The 15,241-nt window shown below is 70.0% G+C and carries 13 protein-coding genes; 10 read left to right on the top strand and 3 right to left on the bottom strand.

What is annotated here, in order from left to right:
• Positions 1 to 115: 115 nt before the first annotated feature.
• From ruvA to G6031_RS14850, 7 genes are all read left to right on the top strand, one after another.
• Complete coding sequence (ruvA, locus tag G6031_RS14880) at positions 116 to 715, top strand: Holliday junction branch migration protein RuvA (RefSeq protein ID WP_179525377.1); 600 nt, start codon at positions 116 to 118, stop codon at positions 713 to 715.
• Entirely contained in the window at positions 715 to 1,830 is a 1,116-nt protein-coding gene (gene ruvB, locus G6031_RS14875; RefSeq protein ID WP_206682169.1) for a Holliday junction branch migration DNA helicase RuvB, read from the top strand. Before ruvA ends, ruvB begins: the two co-directional genes overlap by 1 nt.
• Positions 1,831 to 1,926: 96 nt before the next feature.
• On the top strand, positions 1,927 to 2,232 hold the full coding sequence (gene yajC, locus G6031_RS14870) for a preprotein translocase subunit YajC (protein ID WP_179525376.1): 306 nt from the start codon (positions 1,927 to 1,929) through the stop codon (positions 2,230 to 2,232).
• A gap of 147 nt (positions 2,233 to 2,379) precedes the next feature.
• The gene (gene secD, locus G6031_RS14865; protein WP_179525375.1) at positions 2,380 to 4,041 is read left to right on the top strand and encodes a protein translocase subunit SecD; all 1,662 of its coding nucleotides are present in this window, start codon (positions 2,380 to 2,382) and stop codon (positions 4,039 to 4,041) included.
• Positions 4,038 to 5,093, top strand: a complete 1,056-nt coding sequence (secF, locus tag G6031_RS14860) for a protein translocase subunit SecF (RefSeq protein ID WP_182644082.1) — start codon at positions 4,038 to 4,040, stop codon at positions 5,091 to 5,093. Before secD ends, secF begins: the two co-directional genes overlap by 4 nt.
• Positions 5,090 to 5,647: an adenine phosphoribosyltransferase gene (locus G6031_RS14855; protein WP_179525373.1), complete on the top strand. Its 558-nt coding sequence runs from the start codon at positions 5,090 to 5,092 to the stop codon at positions 5,645 to 5,647. Before secF ends, G6031_RS14855 begins: the two co-directional genes overlap by 4 nt.
• Before the next feature lie 45 nt (positions 5,648 to 5,692).
• Positions 5,693 to 8,056 (top strand): bifunctional (p)ppGpp synthetase/guanosine-3',5'-bis(diphosphate) 3'-pyrophosphohydrolase, encoded by a 2,364-nt coding sequence (locus G6031_RS14850; protein ID WP_179525372.1) that lies wholly within the window; start codon positions 5,693 to 5,695, stop codon positions 8,054 to 8,056.
• Positions 8,057 to 8,080: 24 nt separating this feature from the next.
• On the opposite strand, the gene G6031_RS14845 is transcribed toward G6031_RS14850, so the two are convergent.
• Positions 8,081 to 9,010 (bottom strand): peptidylprolyl isomerase, encoded by a 930-nt coding sequence (locus G6031_RS14845; RefSeq protein WP_179525371.1) that lies wholly within the window; start codon positions 9,008 to 9,010, stop codon positions 8,081 to 8,083.
• Between the two features lie 204 nt (positions 9,011 to 9,214).
• Between G6031_RS14845 and G6031_RS14840 the strand changes: the two genes are divergently transcribed.
• Together G6031_RS14840 and hisS are read left to right on the top strand one after the other, a co-directional pair.
• Positions 9,215 to 9,880 (top strand): MBL fold metallo-hydrolase, encoded by a 666-nt coding sequence (locus G6031_RS14840; RefSeq protein ID WP_182609387.1) that lies wholly within the window; start codon positions 9,215 to 9,217, stop codon positions 9,878 to 9,880.
• Positions 9,881 to 9,928: 48 nt separating this feature from the next.
• A complete protein-coding gene (hisS, locus tag G6031_RS14835) occupies positions 9,929 to 11,209 on the top strand; it encodes a histidine--tRNA ligase (protein WP_179525369.1) in 1,281 nt (426 codons plus the stop codon).
• Between the two features lie 15 nt (positions 11,210 to 11,224).
• On the opposite strand, the gene G6031_RS14830 is transcribed toward hisS, so the two are convergent.
• The gene (locus tag G6031_RS14830; protein WP_182644084.1) at positions 11,225 to 12,136 is read right to left on the bottom strand and encodes a neutral zinc metallopeptidase; all 912 of its coding nucleotides are present in this window, start codon (positions 12,134 to 12,136) and stop codon (positions 11,225 to 11,227) included.
• A gap of 233 nt (positions 12,137 to 12,369) precedes the next feature.
• On the opposite strand from G6031_RS14830, the gene aspS reads away from it, so the two are divergent.
• A complete protein-coding gene (gene aspS / locus G6031_RS14825; protein ID WP_182616487.1) occupies positions 12,370 to 14,172 on the top strand; it encodes an aspartate--tRNA ligase in 1,803 nt (600 codons plus the stop codon).
• Positions 14,173 to 14,195: 23 nt separating this feature from the next.
• Here the strand turns inward: aspS and G6031_RS14820 are convergent.
• Positions 14,196 to 15,241, bottom strand: a 1,046-nt coding sequence (locus G6031_RS14820; RefSeq protein WP_182653664.1) for an alkaline phosphatase family protein, incomplete at its 5' end; no start/stop codon positions are given.

The raw sequence follows: 15,241 nt of genomic DNA, 5'->3' as shown, positions 1-15,241 counted from the left end.
CGGCCGCGACCGAGGCCGCCGACGCCGGCCGGGCGCGGGGTGGGACCGGCTCCGCCGATCAGGAACGCGCCCGGGCAGCGGCACGGGCGATGGCTCGAACGAAGGGAGTGCGCTGGTGATCGCCTCGATCAGGGGGAGGGTGGCCGAGATCGGTCTGGACCGCTGCGTGGTGGAGGCCGGCGGTGTCGGCGTCCTGGTCCATGCGACGCCGGCCGCGCTCGCGGGCCTGCGGCGGGGAGACGAGGGGACCCTGCACACCGAGTTGGTGGTGCGCGAGGACTCCCTGACCCTCTACGGCTTCGATTCTGTCGATGCGCGTCGCCTCTTCTCGACGGTCCAGACGGTCTCGGGCGTCGGCCCGCGTCTGGCTCTGGCCATCCTGGCCACTCTCGAACCCGAGCAGCTGGTGAGAGCGCTGGGGACCGAGGATGTCAAGGCGCTCACGCGGGTTCCCGGGGTGGGCAAGCGCACCGCCGAGCGGATGGTGCTCGAACTCAAGGACAAGGTCGGCCCGGTGCACGACACCGTGGGCGGCGGCGACGGTCCGGGGATGCCGGGTGGACCGGCGGCGACCGAGGTGGCCGGCGCACTCGAGGGACTGGGCTTCTCCGTCACGGAGGCGGAGAAGGCCGCGACCGCCGTCCTGTCGACCGATCCGGACCTCGGCCCGGCGGAGGCCCTGCGGCTGGCGTTGCGTTCACTCGGTAGGCGCTGATGACGGGGCCGTACGGGCACGGGGACGAGGAGCCGTTCACGCCGGGGGCCGGTGACGGGGCGGAGGCCGAGTTGTCCGCGGCGTCGACCCCGTTCGACTCCGATGTCGAGGGCGCCCTGCGCCCGGGGAACCTGGGTGAGTTCATCGGGCAGGAGACTGTCCGCGAGCAGCTCGAGCTGGTGCTCACCGCGGCGACCCGTCGTGGTGTGGTCCCGGACCACCTGCTGTTCTCCGGGCCTCCGGGCCTGGGGAAGACCAGCCTCGCCATGATCGTGGCGGCCGAGCTCGGCGGGTCGCTCCGCATCACCTCCGGGCCCGCTCTCGAGCGGCCGGGGGATCTCGCCGCCATGCTCTCCAACCTCATCGAGGGTGACGTCCTGTTCATCGACGAGATCCACCGCATCGCGCGCCCGGCGGAGGAGATGCTGTACCTCGCGATGGAGGACTTCCGGATCGACATCATGGTGGGCAAGGGTCCGGGGGCCACCTCGATTCCCCTCGAGATCGCCCCGTTCACCCTGGTCGGGGCCACCACGCGGTCCGGAGCGCTCACCGGGCCGTTGCGGGATCGGTTCGGGTTCACCGCGCACATGGACTTCTACTCGGACGCGGACCTGGCGAGAATCGTGTCCCGGGCGGCCGAGATCCTCGAGATCCCCGTGGAGCCGGAGGCGGCGACGGAGATCGCCGGGCGGTCCCGCGGGACGCCCCGGATAGCCAACCGCCTGCTCCGTCGCGTGCGGGACTACGCGGAGGTCCGGGCGGACGGGCGGGTCACGGTCCCCGTCGCGCGCGCGGCACTCCGCGTCTACGAGGTCGACGAGTTGGGCCTGGACCGGCTCGACCGTGCGGTCCTGCGGGCGCTGCTGGTCCAGCACGAGGGCGGGCCCGTCGGTCTGAGCACGCTCGCGGTGGCCGTGGGGGAGGAGTCGAGCACCCTGGAGGAGGTCTGCGAACCGTTCCTCGTCCGTGCGGGGTTGCTCGCGCGCACCCCCCGGGGACGCGTGGCCACCGCGGCGGCATGGGAGCACCTGGGGCTGCGCCGCGCGAATCGCGACCCGGAGGAACCGATGCTCCCGGTCGAGACCGAGACGGGACCCGGCCCGCGCGGGTGACCACGGAGGTGGCATCCTCGAACGGGACCGGTCCGCCGCCCGGACCCGACACCTTCGGACCCCGACTCGACGGGTCCCGAACCGAGAGGACGCCGCATGGGACTGGAACTACTGCTGCCCGTCATGATCCTGGCGCTCATCGCGCTGATGTTCTTCCAGAGTTCCAAGCAGCGGAAGGCGATGAAGGACCTGCAGGAGATGCAGGCCTCCCTCGCGGTCGGCGATCAGGTGCTCACCACCTCGGGTCTGCACGCGACCGTGGTGTCGGTGGCCGAGGAGAGCCTGGTCCTGGAGATCGCCCCCGGCGTCCGGACGCAGTGGGACCGCAGGGTGATCCGCGAGAAGCTCGACCCCGGTACCTCCCCCGGGTCGGCCGCGGGGACGGACGGCGCTGGTTCCTGACGACCGCCTACCGGCGAGTAGTGTGATGGGGCCGTCCAGCCGGAGGCCTCTGCTGAAGACCGAGAGAGATCACCTGTGTCACCAGTCCGTTCTCGACGCGTAGATGCCCGCCCCAGGCCCTGGGCACTGCTGTCCGTCTTCTCCCTGGTGTTTTTCATCCTCTTCCTCGCCGCGTTCGCCGTGGCCGAGAGGGGCCTCACACCCAAGCTCGGTATCGACCTGCAGGGCGGCACGCGGGTCACCCTGATCCCCATCGGGCAGCCGGACGAGCAGGACCTCCGCCTGGCCCAGGACATCATCCGCGATCGCGTCGACGGGCTCGGCGTGGCCGGGACCTCGGTGGTCATCGAGGGGAGCAACATCGTCCTCACGGTGCCCGGCGAGGACTCGAGCCAGGCCCGTGACCTCGGGACCACCTCGCAGCTGACGATCCGCCCCGTCCTCGAGGTCCAGCCGGTCGCCGAGGGGGACGTCGAACCCGTCGACGCCGCGGTCGGTGACCGAGAGGCGGTCGCCCGGGCGGTGGAGGAGGCCCTCGAGGTCCGGCAGGGCGATCCGCAGGAACTCGCCCAACGCCTCCCGGAGTTCCGGTGCCCCGAGAGGGAGATCACCGCGGGCTTCGAGGACCAGGCGCAGGCGTTGATCGCGTGCGGCGAGGGAGCGAAGTACGTGCTCGGCCCGGTGCCGCTGCTCATCGGTGAGCCGGAGGACGGGGAGCGCCTCGACGGCCAACAGATCGTCAAGGACTCGGTGGGCTCCGGATTCAGCCAACAGGCCGGCCAGAACGAGGTCTCGTTCCGCTTCAACGCCGGCCCCGGCCAGCAGGGGAGCGCCACGTGGTCGCGACTGACCCAGGAGAACCTGCAGCGTCAGATCGCCATCCTCCTCGACGGTGAGGTCATCAGCGCCCCGGTGGTCCAGGGCGTGACACCGGTCGGATCGGCCACCTCGATCACCGGCAGTTTCACGATGGACGAGGCGGCCGCGCTCGCCGCGAACCTCCGGTTCGGTGCGCTGCCGATCTCCTTCGAGGACCCGAACGTCGACAACGTGCCCGCCTCGCTGGGTCTGGCCTCCCTCGAGGCCGGACTGCTCGCCGGCGCGATCGGTTTCCTGCTCGTGCTGCTGTACACGGTCGTGTACTACCGGCTGCTCGGCGTGATCGCGTTCCTCTCCCTCGCCATCTCCTTCCTGATCACCTACGTGATGCTCGTGTTCCTCGGGTACACGGTGGACTACAGCCTCGACCTGGCCGGTGTGGCGGGCCTGATCATCGGTATCGGTATGACCGCGGACTCCTACGTCGTCTTCTTCGAGAGGATCAAGGACGAACTCCGCGACGGACACCGGTTCAGATCCTCGGTACCCAGGGCGTGGAAGAGCGCCAGTCGCACCATCATCACCGGCAACGTGGTGAGCCTGATCGGCGCCGTGGTGCTGTACCTCCTGGCCACCGGTGAGGTCCGCGGATTCGCCTTCACCCTGGCGCTGAGCACCGTCATGGACGTCCTCGTGGCCTTCACCGTGCTGTGGCCGCTCGTCTACCTGGCCTCCACGAAGCCGTTGTTCACCAAACCATGGGCCAACGGCCTCGGCCGGATGGAGGCCCTGCGGGTCGACTCCGCCGAGCGGCGCCGCCTCGAGCAGGACGCCGAGAAGGCCGGAGCCGATTCGGGTTCCGGTGGCACCCGGGGTGTGTCGGCGACCGTGCGCGGTCCGGACGGACCGCCCTCGGACCCGGGACCGGCGACCCCGGGCGTGACGATGATCCTGCCGCGCCGCGACGACTCCGAGGAGGAGGGCCGATGAGCGCCCCGGGAACGACCGACACCACCGACACCACCGGACCCGACCAGCCGGAGAGTCTGTTCAACCGCCTCTACACCGGCACCGGCGCCTTCCCCATCGTCCAGAAGCGCCGCCTGTACTTCCTCCTCACCGGCGTCATCGTCGCGATCTGCCTGGCGAGCATCATCTTCCGGGGGTTCACCTTCGGGATCGACTTCACCGGCGGCACCAAGTTGACGATGCCGGCGGGGGATGCGGACACCGGCCGGGTGGCCGTCGTCGTCGAGGAGACGATCGGTCAGGAACCCCAGACGGTCCAGGTCGTCGGCGCCGGGAACGCGCGCATCGTCGAGGTGGAGACCGGGTTCCTCACCAGTGACGAGATCTACGCGACCAAGCTCGCACTCCTCGAGGAGTTCCAGCCCGTCGCGGCGAGCGGCGAGGTCTCGATCGAGGCGATCGGCGATTCGGCACGCAGCGAGAGCTGGGGCGGGCAGGTCACCGAGAAGGCGATCATCGCCCTCGTGGTGTTCATCGTGATCGTGTTCGGGTACATGGCGCTGCGCTTCGAGTGGCGCATGTCGGTCGCCGGCGTGGTCGCGCTCTTCTTCGACGTCATCACCACGGCGGGGATCTATTCGCTCCTGGGATTCGAGGTCTCTCCCGCCACGGTCATCGGCCTGCTCACCATCCTCGGGTTCTCCCTCTACGACACGGTCATCGTGTTCGACAAGGTGGAGGAGAACACCCGCGGGGCCAAACACTCGTCGAGCAGCACCTATGCGGAAGAGGCCAACCTGGCCGTCAACCAGACACTCATGCGATCGATCCACACCACCATCATCGGCATCCTGCCGCTGTTGGCCCTGCTCGTCGTCGCGGTCTGGATCCTCGGGGTGGGCACCCTGCTGGACCTGGCGATCGTCCAGGTGGTCGGGATCATCACTGGGACGTTCTCGTCGATCTTCCTCGCGACACCGCTGCTGGTGCTCCTCAAGGAACACGACCCTGACACCAAGCGCCAGACCGCCAAGGTCCTGGCCCGCCGGGAGAAGGTCGGGGCCACCGCATGACGGACCCCACGGCCACAGAGGTGTCGCCGGCGATCATCGCCGCCGTCGAGAGACTGATGCGCAGGGTGGAGGACTTCCCGGCGGCCGGGGTGCAGTTCTGCGACCTCACACCGGTTCTGGCCGACCCCGACGGTTTCGACGCGGTGGTGGCGGGGCTCGTCGCGGGCCACGAGATCGGCTCGGTGGACTACGTGGCGGGGCTGGATGCCCGCGGCTTCCTGCTGGCCGGCGCGGTCGCGGTGCAGCTGCACACCGGGGTGCTGGCCATCCGCAAGGCGGGCAAGCTCCCGCCGCCCGTGCACTCACGCTCGTACGAACTCGAGTACGGGGCGGCGACGTTGGAGCTCCCCGCCGACGGTCTCGACCTCCGCGGGAAGCGGGTGCTCGTGGTCGACGACGTCCTGGCCACGGGGGGCACCCTCGGGGCGGCCGTCGGTCTCCTCGATGACTGCGGCGCCGTGGTGGCGGGGCTGTCCGTGGTGCTCGAGGTCCCCGGCCTCGGGGGTAGGGATAGACTGGCCGGCACACCGCTGACCTGCCTCACGGTCGCGTGACCACCGCCCGTCGTTGACGGATCGGACCCGGAGGGAGGAGCCGGCATGACCAATCGGCAGGATCCCGCCGCGAATGTCGGCGCCGGCCCGCAGCCCGTGCCCGCGGAGCAGCCCCAACCCAACACGCAGCCCCTGCCCGTGATCCCGGGTGCGCGGCCCTCCGCCGGCAGGCGCGTCCGGGCCAGGTGGGCGCGACGCCTCACCTCCGGGTTGACGGTGACGTCCACGCCCGCCGTTCTCGAGCCCCTCGTCCGTGTACACCGGATCCACCACGCCAAGGCCGACGTGGCGCTGCTGGCACGCGCCTATGCACTCGCCGAACGCCAACACGAGGGTGTGTTCCGCAAGTCGGGCGACCCCTACATCACCCATCCGCTGGCGGTCGCGACCATCTGCGCCGAGATGGGCATGGACACCACCACCCTCGTGGCGGCGCTGCTGCACGACACCGTGGAGGACACCGACTACTCCCTCGAGTCCCTCGCCTCGGATTTCGGGGACGAGGTCGCCCATCTGGTCAACGGGGTCACCAAGCTGGACAAGGTCGACTTCGGCGAGGCGGCCGAGGCGGAGACGATCCGCAAGATGATCATCGCGATGGCGCATGACCCGCGGGTCCTGGTGATCAAGGTCGCCGACCGCCTGCACAACATGCGGACGATGCGCTTCCTCCCTCCGGAGAAGCAGGTCAAGAAGGCTCGCGAGACGCTCGAGGTGATCGCGCCGTTGGCCCACCGCCTCGGCATGGCCACCGTGAAGTGGGAGCTCGAGGACCTCGCCTTCGCGATCCTGGAACCCAAGAAGTACCAGGAGATCGTGCGACTGGTCGCCGACCGCGCGCCCAGTCGGGACGTGTACCTGGGCACGGTGATCAACCGGGTCAGGGCCGAGCTGGAGAACGCCCACATCCAGGCCCGGGTCGAGGGCCGCCCCAAGCACTACTGGTCGATCTACCAGAAGATGATCGTCCGGGGACGCGAGTTCGACGAGATCCACGACCTGGTGGGCATCCGCGTGCTGTGCGAGGACGTGCGGGACTGTTACGCCGCGATCGGCGTGGTGCACTCCACGTGGAAGCCCATGCCGGGGAGGTTCAAGGACTACATCGCGCAGCCGAGGTTCGGCGTCTACCGCTCGCTCCACACCACCGTGATCGGGCCCGACGGCAAGCCGTTGGAGATCCAGATCCGGACCCACGAGATGCACCGCAACGCCGAGTACGGGATCGCGGCGCACTGGCGGTACAAGGAGACCCGCGGCAAGCACCACGGCGACCCCGCCGAGGTGGACGAGATGGCGTGGATGCGCCAACTGCTGAGCTGGCAGCGTGAAGCCGCCGACCCGGGCGAGTTCCTCGACTCCCTGCGGTTCGAGATGACCAGCAAGGAGATCTTCGTCTTCACGCCGAAGGGCGACGTGATCAACCTGCCCGTCGGCGCGACCCCCGTGGACTTCGCCTACGCCGTCCACACGGAGGTCGGCCACCGGTGCATCGGCGCGCGCGTCAACGGCAAGCTCGTGGCGCTCGAGAAGCCGCTGGAGAACGGCGAGGTCGTCGAGGTCTTCACCTCCAAGGACCCCAACGCGGGCCCCAGCCTGGACTGGCAGAAGTTCGTCGTGTCCGGCAGGGCCAAGAGTTCGATCCGCCAGTGGTTCGCCAAGGAGCGGCGCGAGGAGGCTCTCGAACGCGGAAAGGACCTCATCACCCGGGAGGTACGGCGCGGGGGGGTACCCGTCCACCGGGTCTTCTCCAACGAGTCACTCGCCGCTGTCGCACGGGAGCTGGGGTTCGCCGACGTCACCGCGCTCTACACGGCGATCGGGGAGAACCACGTCTCCGCCAAGCAGATCGTGGGTCGGCTCGTCGCCGCCCACGGGGGGGTCGACGAGGTCACCGAGGAGCTGGCGGACCGCTCGCGGGACAAGAACATCACCTCGAACCGGCCCGCGCCGGCGGGTCCAGGGATCCTCGTGGGCGGGGTCAAGGACGTGCACGCCAAACTCGCCCGCTGCTGCATGCCGGTGCCCGGCGACGAGGTCCTCGGGTTCATCACCCGCGGCGGCACGGTGAGCGTCCACCGCACCGACTGCACCAACGCCTCCGACCTGCACCGCGAGCCCGAGCGCCTGGTCAAGGTCGAATGGGCACCCCAGCCGGGTGCGGTGTTCCTGGTGGCGATCCAGGTGGAGGCGCTCGACAGACACCGGCTCCTGTCGGACGTGACCAAGGTGCTGGCGGACGAGAAGGTCAACATCCTGTCCGCGTCCGTCCAGACGGCGGGGGACGATCGGGTGGCGATCTCGCGGTTCACCTTCGAGATGGCCGACCCCAAACACCTCGGACACGTCCTGCAGACGGTCCGAGGTGTCGAGGGGGTCTTCGACGTCAACCGGATGACGTCGAACTGAGCCGGATGACCCGGCCCCCGGGCCTCACCTCTCGGGGAGCCCCGACTGGGCGTCGACGACCACGGTCTCGATCGTGACGGGGCGCCGCGGGACCTGGTTGTCCCGGTCGGTCGGGTCATCGCTCTTCACACCGGTCTCGGCGATGTCGTCGAGAACCTCGAGGCCCGAGTCCCCGACCGTTCCCATGACGGTGTACTCCGGCGGGAGTGCGGAGTCCTCGTACACCAGGAAGAACTGGCTCCCGGCGCTGTCGGGGGCCTGCGACTTGGCCATGGCGACGGTGCCACGGGGGTAGATGGCGGCGCCCGAACCGTCGTCGGCGAGCTCGAGGGTATCCGCGGCGGGCGGCTCGTCGACCACGGAGTAGCCGGGACCGGACAGGCCGGTCCCCGTGGGGTCACCGCACTGGAGGACCGACAGACCGGGCTCCTCCTCCGAGACGGTCAGGCGGTGACACTCGGTGTCGTCGAAGTACCGCTGCTCGGCCAGGTGGACGAAGCTGGCGACATTGCAGGGGGCGCCGGACCGATCGAGCGTGATCGGGATCTCACCGCGGTCGGTGGTGATGGTGATCTCCGCCAGGCCCTGCCTGGCCTGGTCGCCCGACGGCGGCTCGGCGTCACGCTTGGTGTCGTTGACGGTCTCGACCTGCGCGTTGAACTCCTCGACCTCCGCCACCACCTCGGCGCCCTGATCCTCGAACTCCGCGGGGTCGAGCGGCTCGGGGGTCTCGGTGTCGGTGGGGTACTCGCAGGTCAGCCAGTTGGCGGCGTACTCCTCCGCGCGCTTGCGGTCGTAGTTGATCCATGCGACCACCCCGACGATCCCCAGCAGGACCGCGACGACGACCGACGCCGCGACGATCTTGAGTTGCTTCTCACGGCGGGCCTGCGCCTCCATCTGCTCGCGCAGGCGTTGACGCGCCTCTGCTCGGCGTTCCTGGTTGGTGGACACTGACCCTCCTGGGTACCTGGACTAGGCTGGAACAGTCGGCTGACGCCGCGGTGGGGACTCACAGAGCAGACCACAGCGCTCCAGCCCAGGGGTCTTGTCTACCAGGTCGGGCCGAGACGGCTGAACACCACTCCGGTGTACCGCCCAGTCGGACCGGCAGTTCGCGACGGACGTCGTGGGCGATCGAGAAAAGGAGTACGGGACGTGCAGATCATCGGGTTCCCAGCCGGGATGTTCCAGACCAACTGCTACATCGTGTCCGACGCCGCGGGGGACTGCGTGATCGTCGACCCGGGCCAGGACGCCGAGGACCAGGTGCGCAGGCAGGTCTCCGAGGCGGGCTTGAAGCCCCGGGCGGTACTGCTGACCCACGGCCACCTGGACCACATCTGGAACGCCCAGCAGGTCGCGGACCACTACGGCGTGCCGGCGTACATCCACCCGGAGGACCGTGTCATGCTCTCGGATCCGGGTCAGGGGCTGTCGCTCGACCTGTCCGCGATGCTCAAGGACATCACCTTCACGGAGCCGGCGGAGGTCATCGAGGTCTTCGACGGTGACACGCTGCGCTTCGGGGCGATGACCTTCGACGTGGACCACGTGCCCGGACACAGCCCGGGGTCGGTGTCCTTCCGGATCGTCGTCGACACCGAGGAGGGCCGGCGAACGGTCGTGCTCGGGGGCGATGTGCTGTTCCAGGACGGGGTCGGCCGTACCGACCTGCCCGCGGGCGACACCGATGTGCTCATGCAGTCGATCGCCAAGAAGTTCCTCACGCTGGACGACGACGCGGTGGTGCTCCCCGGGCACGGACCCTCGACCACCGTCGGCCGGGAACGGCGGTCCAACCCGTTCCTGCGTGACCTCTAGAACCCCCTCCCCGAACCACCCACCGAGAGACGCAAGGACCCACCACACGTGACCGGCACCCAGAAGAAGACCGCGCTCAAGGCACCGAAGGGGGTGCCCGACTACGTCCCCCCGACCTCCGCCGCGTTCGTCGCGGTCCGGGATGCGATCACCACCGCCGCCCGGCGGGCGGGCTACGGGCACATCGAGCTGCCGATCTTCGAGGACACGGCGTTGTTCGCCCGTGGGGTGGGGGAGTCCACCGACGTCGTCTCCAAGGAGATGTACTCGTTCGAAGACCGTGGCGGCCGGAGCGTCACCCTCCGGCCCGAGGGGACCGCCGGCGTGATGCGTTCGGTCATCGAGAACGGCCTGGACCGCGGTCAGCTGCCCGTCAAGCTCTGCTACGCCGGCCCGTTCTTCCGCTACGAGCGTCCCCAGGCCGGCCGGTACCGGCAGTTGCAGCAGGTCGGAATCGAGGCGATCGGGATCGACGACCCCGCCCTCGACGCCGAGGTGATCGCGGTGGCGGACGAGGCCTTCCGGTCCCTCGGGTTGACCGGGTTCCGGCTGGAGCTCACCTCGCTCGGGGACGACTCATGCCGGCCCGCCTACCGGGAACGGCTGCAGGCGTTCCTCGCCGGGTTGGACCTCGACGAGGCCACGCGGGAACGCGCACGGGTCAACCCGCTGCGCGTCCTCGACGACAAGCGCCCGGAGGTCCGCGCGCAGCTCTCGGGCGCCCCGCTGATGATCGACCACCTGTCCGAGGAGAGCGCCGCGCACTTCGCCGAGGTCAGGTCACACCTCGACGCCCTCGGCGTGGCCTACGAGGTCAATCCCCGGATGGTCCGAGGCCTGGACTACTACACCAAGACCACGTTCGAGTTCGTCCACGACGGACTCGGCGCCCAGTCCGGGATCGGCGGCGGTGGTCGTTACGACGGACTGATGGAGCAACTCGGGGGCCAGGCTCTGTCCGGAATCGGGTTCGGTATCGGCGTCGACCGCACGATGCTCGCGCTGCAGGCGGAGGGGATCGACCACGCCTCCGGCGGTCGGGTGGACGTGTACGGCGTGGCTCTCGGCGCGCCGGCCAGGGCCGCGCTGGTGCCCGTACTGGCCGAGTTCCGTCGCGCCGGTCTGCGCGCGGACATGGCCTACGGCGACCGCGGTATGAAGGGCGCGTTCAAGGCCGCCGACCGGTCGGGGGCCGCCGTCACCCTCGTCGTGGGTGAGAACGAGCTGGCGTCGGGCACCGTCGTGGTCAAGACGATGTCCACTGGTGAGCAGACCCCGGTCCCGCTGGACTCGGTCGTGCCCCACGTCACCGGTCTCGTCACTCCCTGATCCGCCCCCGCGGGATCACACCCGCGCGCCGAAGGTGTCGCAGGCCTCCACGGACCCCTGGTCGTACCCGGTCAGGAACCACTGGCGCCGCATCTCCGACGAGCCGTGGGTCCACGAGTCGGGGTCGACCCGGGCGCCGCCGGACCGCTGGATGTGGTCGTCCCCGATCGCCTCGGCGGTCTGGATGATCGCGTCGACGTCGCGCGGGGTCAGGCTCTCCAGCAGTGGCTCCCCGCCGTCGGGACCGGGGGTCGAGGTGGCGTAGTGGGCCCACAGCCCGGCGTAGCAGTCGGCCTGGAGCTCGACCCGGACCGCGCCCGAGGACGCGCCCTGCGGATCCTGCTGGGAGCGGCGGATGTCACCGAGCATCGTCTGCAGATGGTGCCCGAACTCGTGCGCGACGACGTACATCTGGGCCGCACCGGCGGGTGAGCCCCCGAGCCGACCGACCAGGACCTCGTCGAAGAAGGCCGGGTCGATGTAGACGTCCTGGTCCGCCGGGCAGTAGAACGGCCCGATGTCGGAGGAGGCCGCGCCGCAGGCGGTGTCGACGTCGCCGGTGAAGATGGTGGTGTGTGGCTGGACCCACCGCATCCCGACCTGGTCGGGGAGTTGGGTGCCCCAGACGTCCTCGAGGCTCTCCGTGGTGGCGACGATCCGGCAGACCGTATCCGTGTTGGCCTGCCGGAGGTCGCACTGGTCGATGTGGGTCTGGAACCGTTGCGCCGAGTCGGACTGCCGGCCGCCGGTGTCGCCGCTCTCCAGACCGAGCTGCCCCGGATCGACGCCCAGGAACAGCGCGACCAGGACGATGGCGAGACCGCCCACGCCCCCGCCGACCGCCATCCCGCGCCGGCCCCCTCGCCCGCCGCGGCCCCCGCCGGAGACCCCACTGGTGTCCAGGCTCCCGCCCTGCCGGAACGTCATGTCCGCCGCCCTTCGTCCCCGTCGGTCGCCGGTCCAGCCCGGCTCGCGCCCCTCCGCGGTCGAGGGACACTGTATTGGCAGCCGAGTCGCTGTCGCAGCCGACACCGGGAACCGACGTCGGTGGACGTAGACTGTGCCCCGTCAGAGCCCGGGACCGACCGCCGTCCAGATCGCGGTGGGTCCGACGGTCGCTCGCAGACCACCAGAAGTCTCCCGATGAAAGGACCACCGCAGTGCTGCGCACCCATTCCGCCGGCCAACTCCGAGCCGCCGACGCGGGGGACACCGTCACCCTGGCCGGCTGGGTCGCGCGCCGCCGGGATCACGGCGGGGTCATCTTCGTCGACCTCCGCGACTCCACCGGTGTGTGTCAGGTGGTGTTCCGCTCCGAGGAGATCGCCGAGCGTGCGCACCGTCTGCGCAACGAGTTCTGCGTCTCCGTCACCGGCGTCGTGGACCGCCGCCCCGAGGGGTCGGAGAACCCGAACCTCGCCTCGGGTGAGGTCGAGGTCGACGTGGTCTCGTTCGAGGTGCTCGGTGAGTCCGCGGCCCTGCCGTTCCAGCTCGACGACGAGGTGGGTGAGGAGGCGCGCCTCCGTCACCGGTACCTCGACCTCCGTCGCGAGGGGCCCGGGTCCGCGCTACGGCTTCGGTCGAAGGTCAACTCCGCCGCCCGGGGCGTCATGGCCCGCCACGACTTCGTGGAGATCGAGACCCCGACGCTGACCCGGTCGACCCCCGAGGGTGCGCGCGACTTCCTGGTCCCCGCGCGGCTCCAGCCGGGCACCTTCTACGCCCTCCCGCAGTCTCCCCAGCTGTTCAAGCAGCTCCTCATGGTGGCCGGGATGGAGAAGTACTACCAGATCGCCCGCTGCTACCGGGACGAGGATTTCCGCGCGGACCGGCAACCGGAGTTCACCCAGTTGGACGTGGAGATGAGCTTCGTCGACCAGGACGACGTCATCGCGATCGCCGAGGAGATCCTCACCGAGGTGTGGGCCACCGCCGGTTACCGGATCACCACGCCGATCCCGCGCATGACCTATGACGAGGCGATGCGTCGCTTCGGTTCGGACAAGCCGGACCTGCGGTTCGACATCGAGCTGGTCGAGTGCACCGAGTTCTTCGCCGAGACCCCGTTCCGGGTGTTCAAGGCTCCCTATGTCGGCGCGGTGGTCATGAAGGGCGGGGCGTCGCAGCCCCGTCGTCAGCTCGACGCGTGGCAGGAGTGGGCCAAGCAGCGCGGGGCAAAGGGCCTGGCCTACATCCTCGTCGGCCAGGACGGCGAGCTCGGCGGCCCCGTGGCCAAGAACCTGTCGGAGGCGGAGCGCGCCGGGATCGCCGCGCACGTCGGCGCGGAGCCGGGTGACTGCATCTTCTTCGGCGCCGGAGGGGTCAAGTCCACCCGTGCGCTCCTCGGTGCGGCCCGCGGTGAGATCGCGGACAAGCTCGGACTGATCGACCCGGAGGCGTGGGCGTTCACCTGGGTGGTCGACGCGCCCATGTTCGAGCCCGCCGACGACGCCACGGCCGCCGGTGACGTGGCGGTGGGCTCGGGGGCGTGGACCGCCGTGCACCACGCGTTCACCTCCCCCAAGCCGGAGCACCTGGACACCTTCGACACCGACCCGGGTTCGGCCCTGGCGTACGCCTACGACATCGTGTGCAACGGCAACGAGATCGGCGGCGGGTCCATCCGCATCCACCGCAAGGACGTCCAGGAGCGGGTGTTCGGAGTCATGGGCATCTCGCAGGAGGAGGCGCAGGAGAAGTTCGGCTTCCTCCTCGACGCCTTCTCCTACGGCGCGCCGCCGCACGGCGGCATCGCGTTCGGGTGGGACCGCATCTGTGCGCTGCTGGCCCGCACCGATTCCATCCGCGACGTCATCGCCTTCCCGAAGTCCGGCGGCGGTGTCGACCCGCTCACCGACGCTCCCGCGCCCATCACCACGCAGCAGCGCAAGGAGTCGGGAATCGACGCCAAGCCCGTGACCCGCGGTCAGGGGACCCAGGCGGAGCCCGCGTCAGCCGGGTAGCCGCCCGACCAGCCGCCTCGGCCTCAGAGGTGGAACGCCTCGAGCGCCGGGCGGCCGTCCATCCCCGCGTGGTCCAGGCCGAACAGCCGGGCGACGGTCGGTGCCACGTCGAGTGTGCGGACCGGGCGGTCGACGGTGCCGCCCCGACGCACGATCCGGTGCCCGCCGCCGACGAAGAACGGGATTCCCAGGGTGACCTCGTGCCCGTGGTTGCCGGGGATCGGGTTGGAGAACGGGGTGGGGTCGGAGAAGCGCCATCCGGGATGGCACGTGGCCACCAGGTCACCGCCCAGTCGACCCAGCGAGAGCTCGGCCGGATCGTAGAGTCGGTTGACCCCCGGCAGCGCGCCCACGACCTCACGCAGTCGCCGCAGCGAGGCGTCGCGCTCGTGAGCGGGACCGAGGTAGGCGAACGTGTCCGCCCCACCGTTCTGGGCGATCCCGAAGCGCCCACGGATCGCGGCGTCCGCCTCGATCGCACCGGCCGCGCTGATCAGCCTCAGCGGCTCCGACCAGTCCATCCCGTGATCGGCCAGGACGATGACCACCGAGCGCTCCCAGCGGCCGGTCGAGCGGAGGAACTGCTCGAGGTCCCAGAGCTTGTGGTCGGAGTTGGCGACCGCCTGGTTGCGCGCCAGGCGGAGTGAGGTCCCGGACAGGTCCATGTGTCCGAAGCGGTCCATGTCGCCGAGGTTGACGAAGGTCATCCGGGGGGCGTGGTCGGTGATGGTCTGCTTGAGGGCCTCGATGGTGAACCAGTCGAGGGAGTGGTCGGTGATGGGGACGAGCGGGAACGGCGCCCACTGGACGCTCGCGCGCCCGCCGAACAGTCCGTGGAGGTAGTCCTTGCTCAGGACACTCGCGGTGGTCAGGCCCGCCTCGGTGCGGATCCGGTCGAGCACGGTCGGCGCCCGGAGATCGTCAGGCCGGTCGAGCGTCCTGTCGGTGCCGGCGGCATGGTCCCAGATCGAGTTGGCGGGAACCCCGTTGCGCTCGGGCAGGACCCCGGTGACCATCGCCGCGTGATTGGGGAGCGTCTCGGCGATCATCACCGACGACGCGTCGGTGA

It is taken from the genome of Dietzia sp. CQ4 (assembly GCF_014145125.1).
Lineage (GTDB): Bacteria > Actinomycetota > Actinomycetes > Mycobacteriales > Mycobacteriaceae > Dietzia > Dietzia natronolimnaea.
The sequence above is the reverse complement of the archived record's forward strand: the minus strand, read 5'-3'. Positions and strand labels throughout refer to the sequence as shown.

Bases quoted from the DNA above. Each gene is read 5' to 3' on its own strand.
- ruvB (WP_206682169.1), top strand. From the start codon at position 715: ATGACGGGGCCGTACGGGCACGGGGACGAGGAGCCGTTCACGCCGGGG.
- yajC (WP_179525376.1), top strand. From the start codon at position 1,927: ATGGGACTGGAACTACTGCTGCCCGTCATGATCCTGGCGCTCATCGCG.
- secF (WP_182644082.1), top strand. From the start codon at position 4,038: ATGAGCGCCCCGGGAACGACCGACACCACCGACACCACCGGACCCGAC.
- G6031_RS14855 (WP_179525373.1), top strand. From the start codon at position 5,090: ATGACGGACCCCACGGCCACAGAGGTGTCGCCGGCGATCATCGCCGCC.
- G6031_RS14850 (WP_179525372.1), top strand. From the start codon at position 5,693: ATGACCAATCGGCAGGATCCCGCCGCGAATGTCGGCGCCGGCCCGCAG.
- G6031_RS14830 (WP_182644084.1), bottom strand. From the start codon at position 12,136: ATGACGTTCCGGCAGGGCGGGAGCCTGGACACCAGTGGGGTCTCCGGC.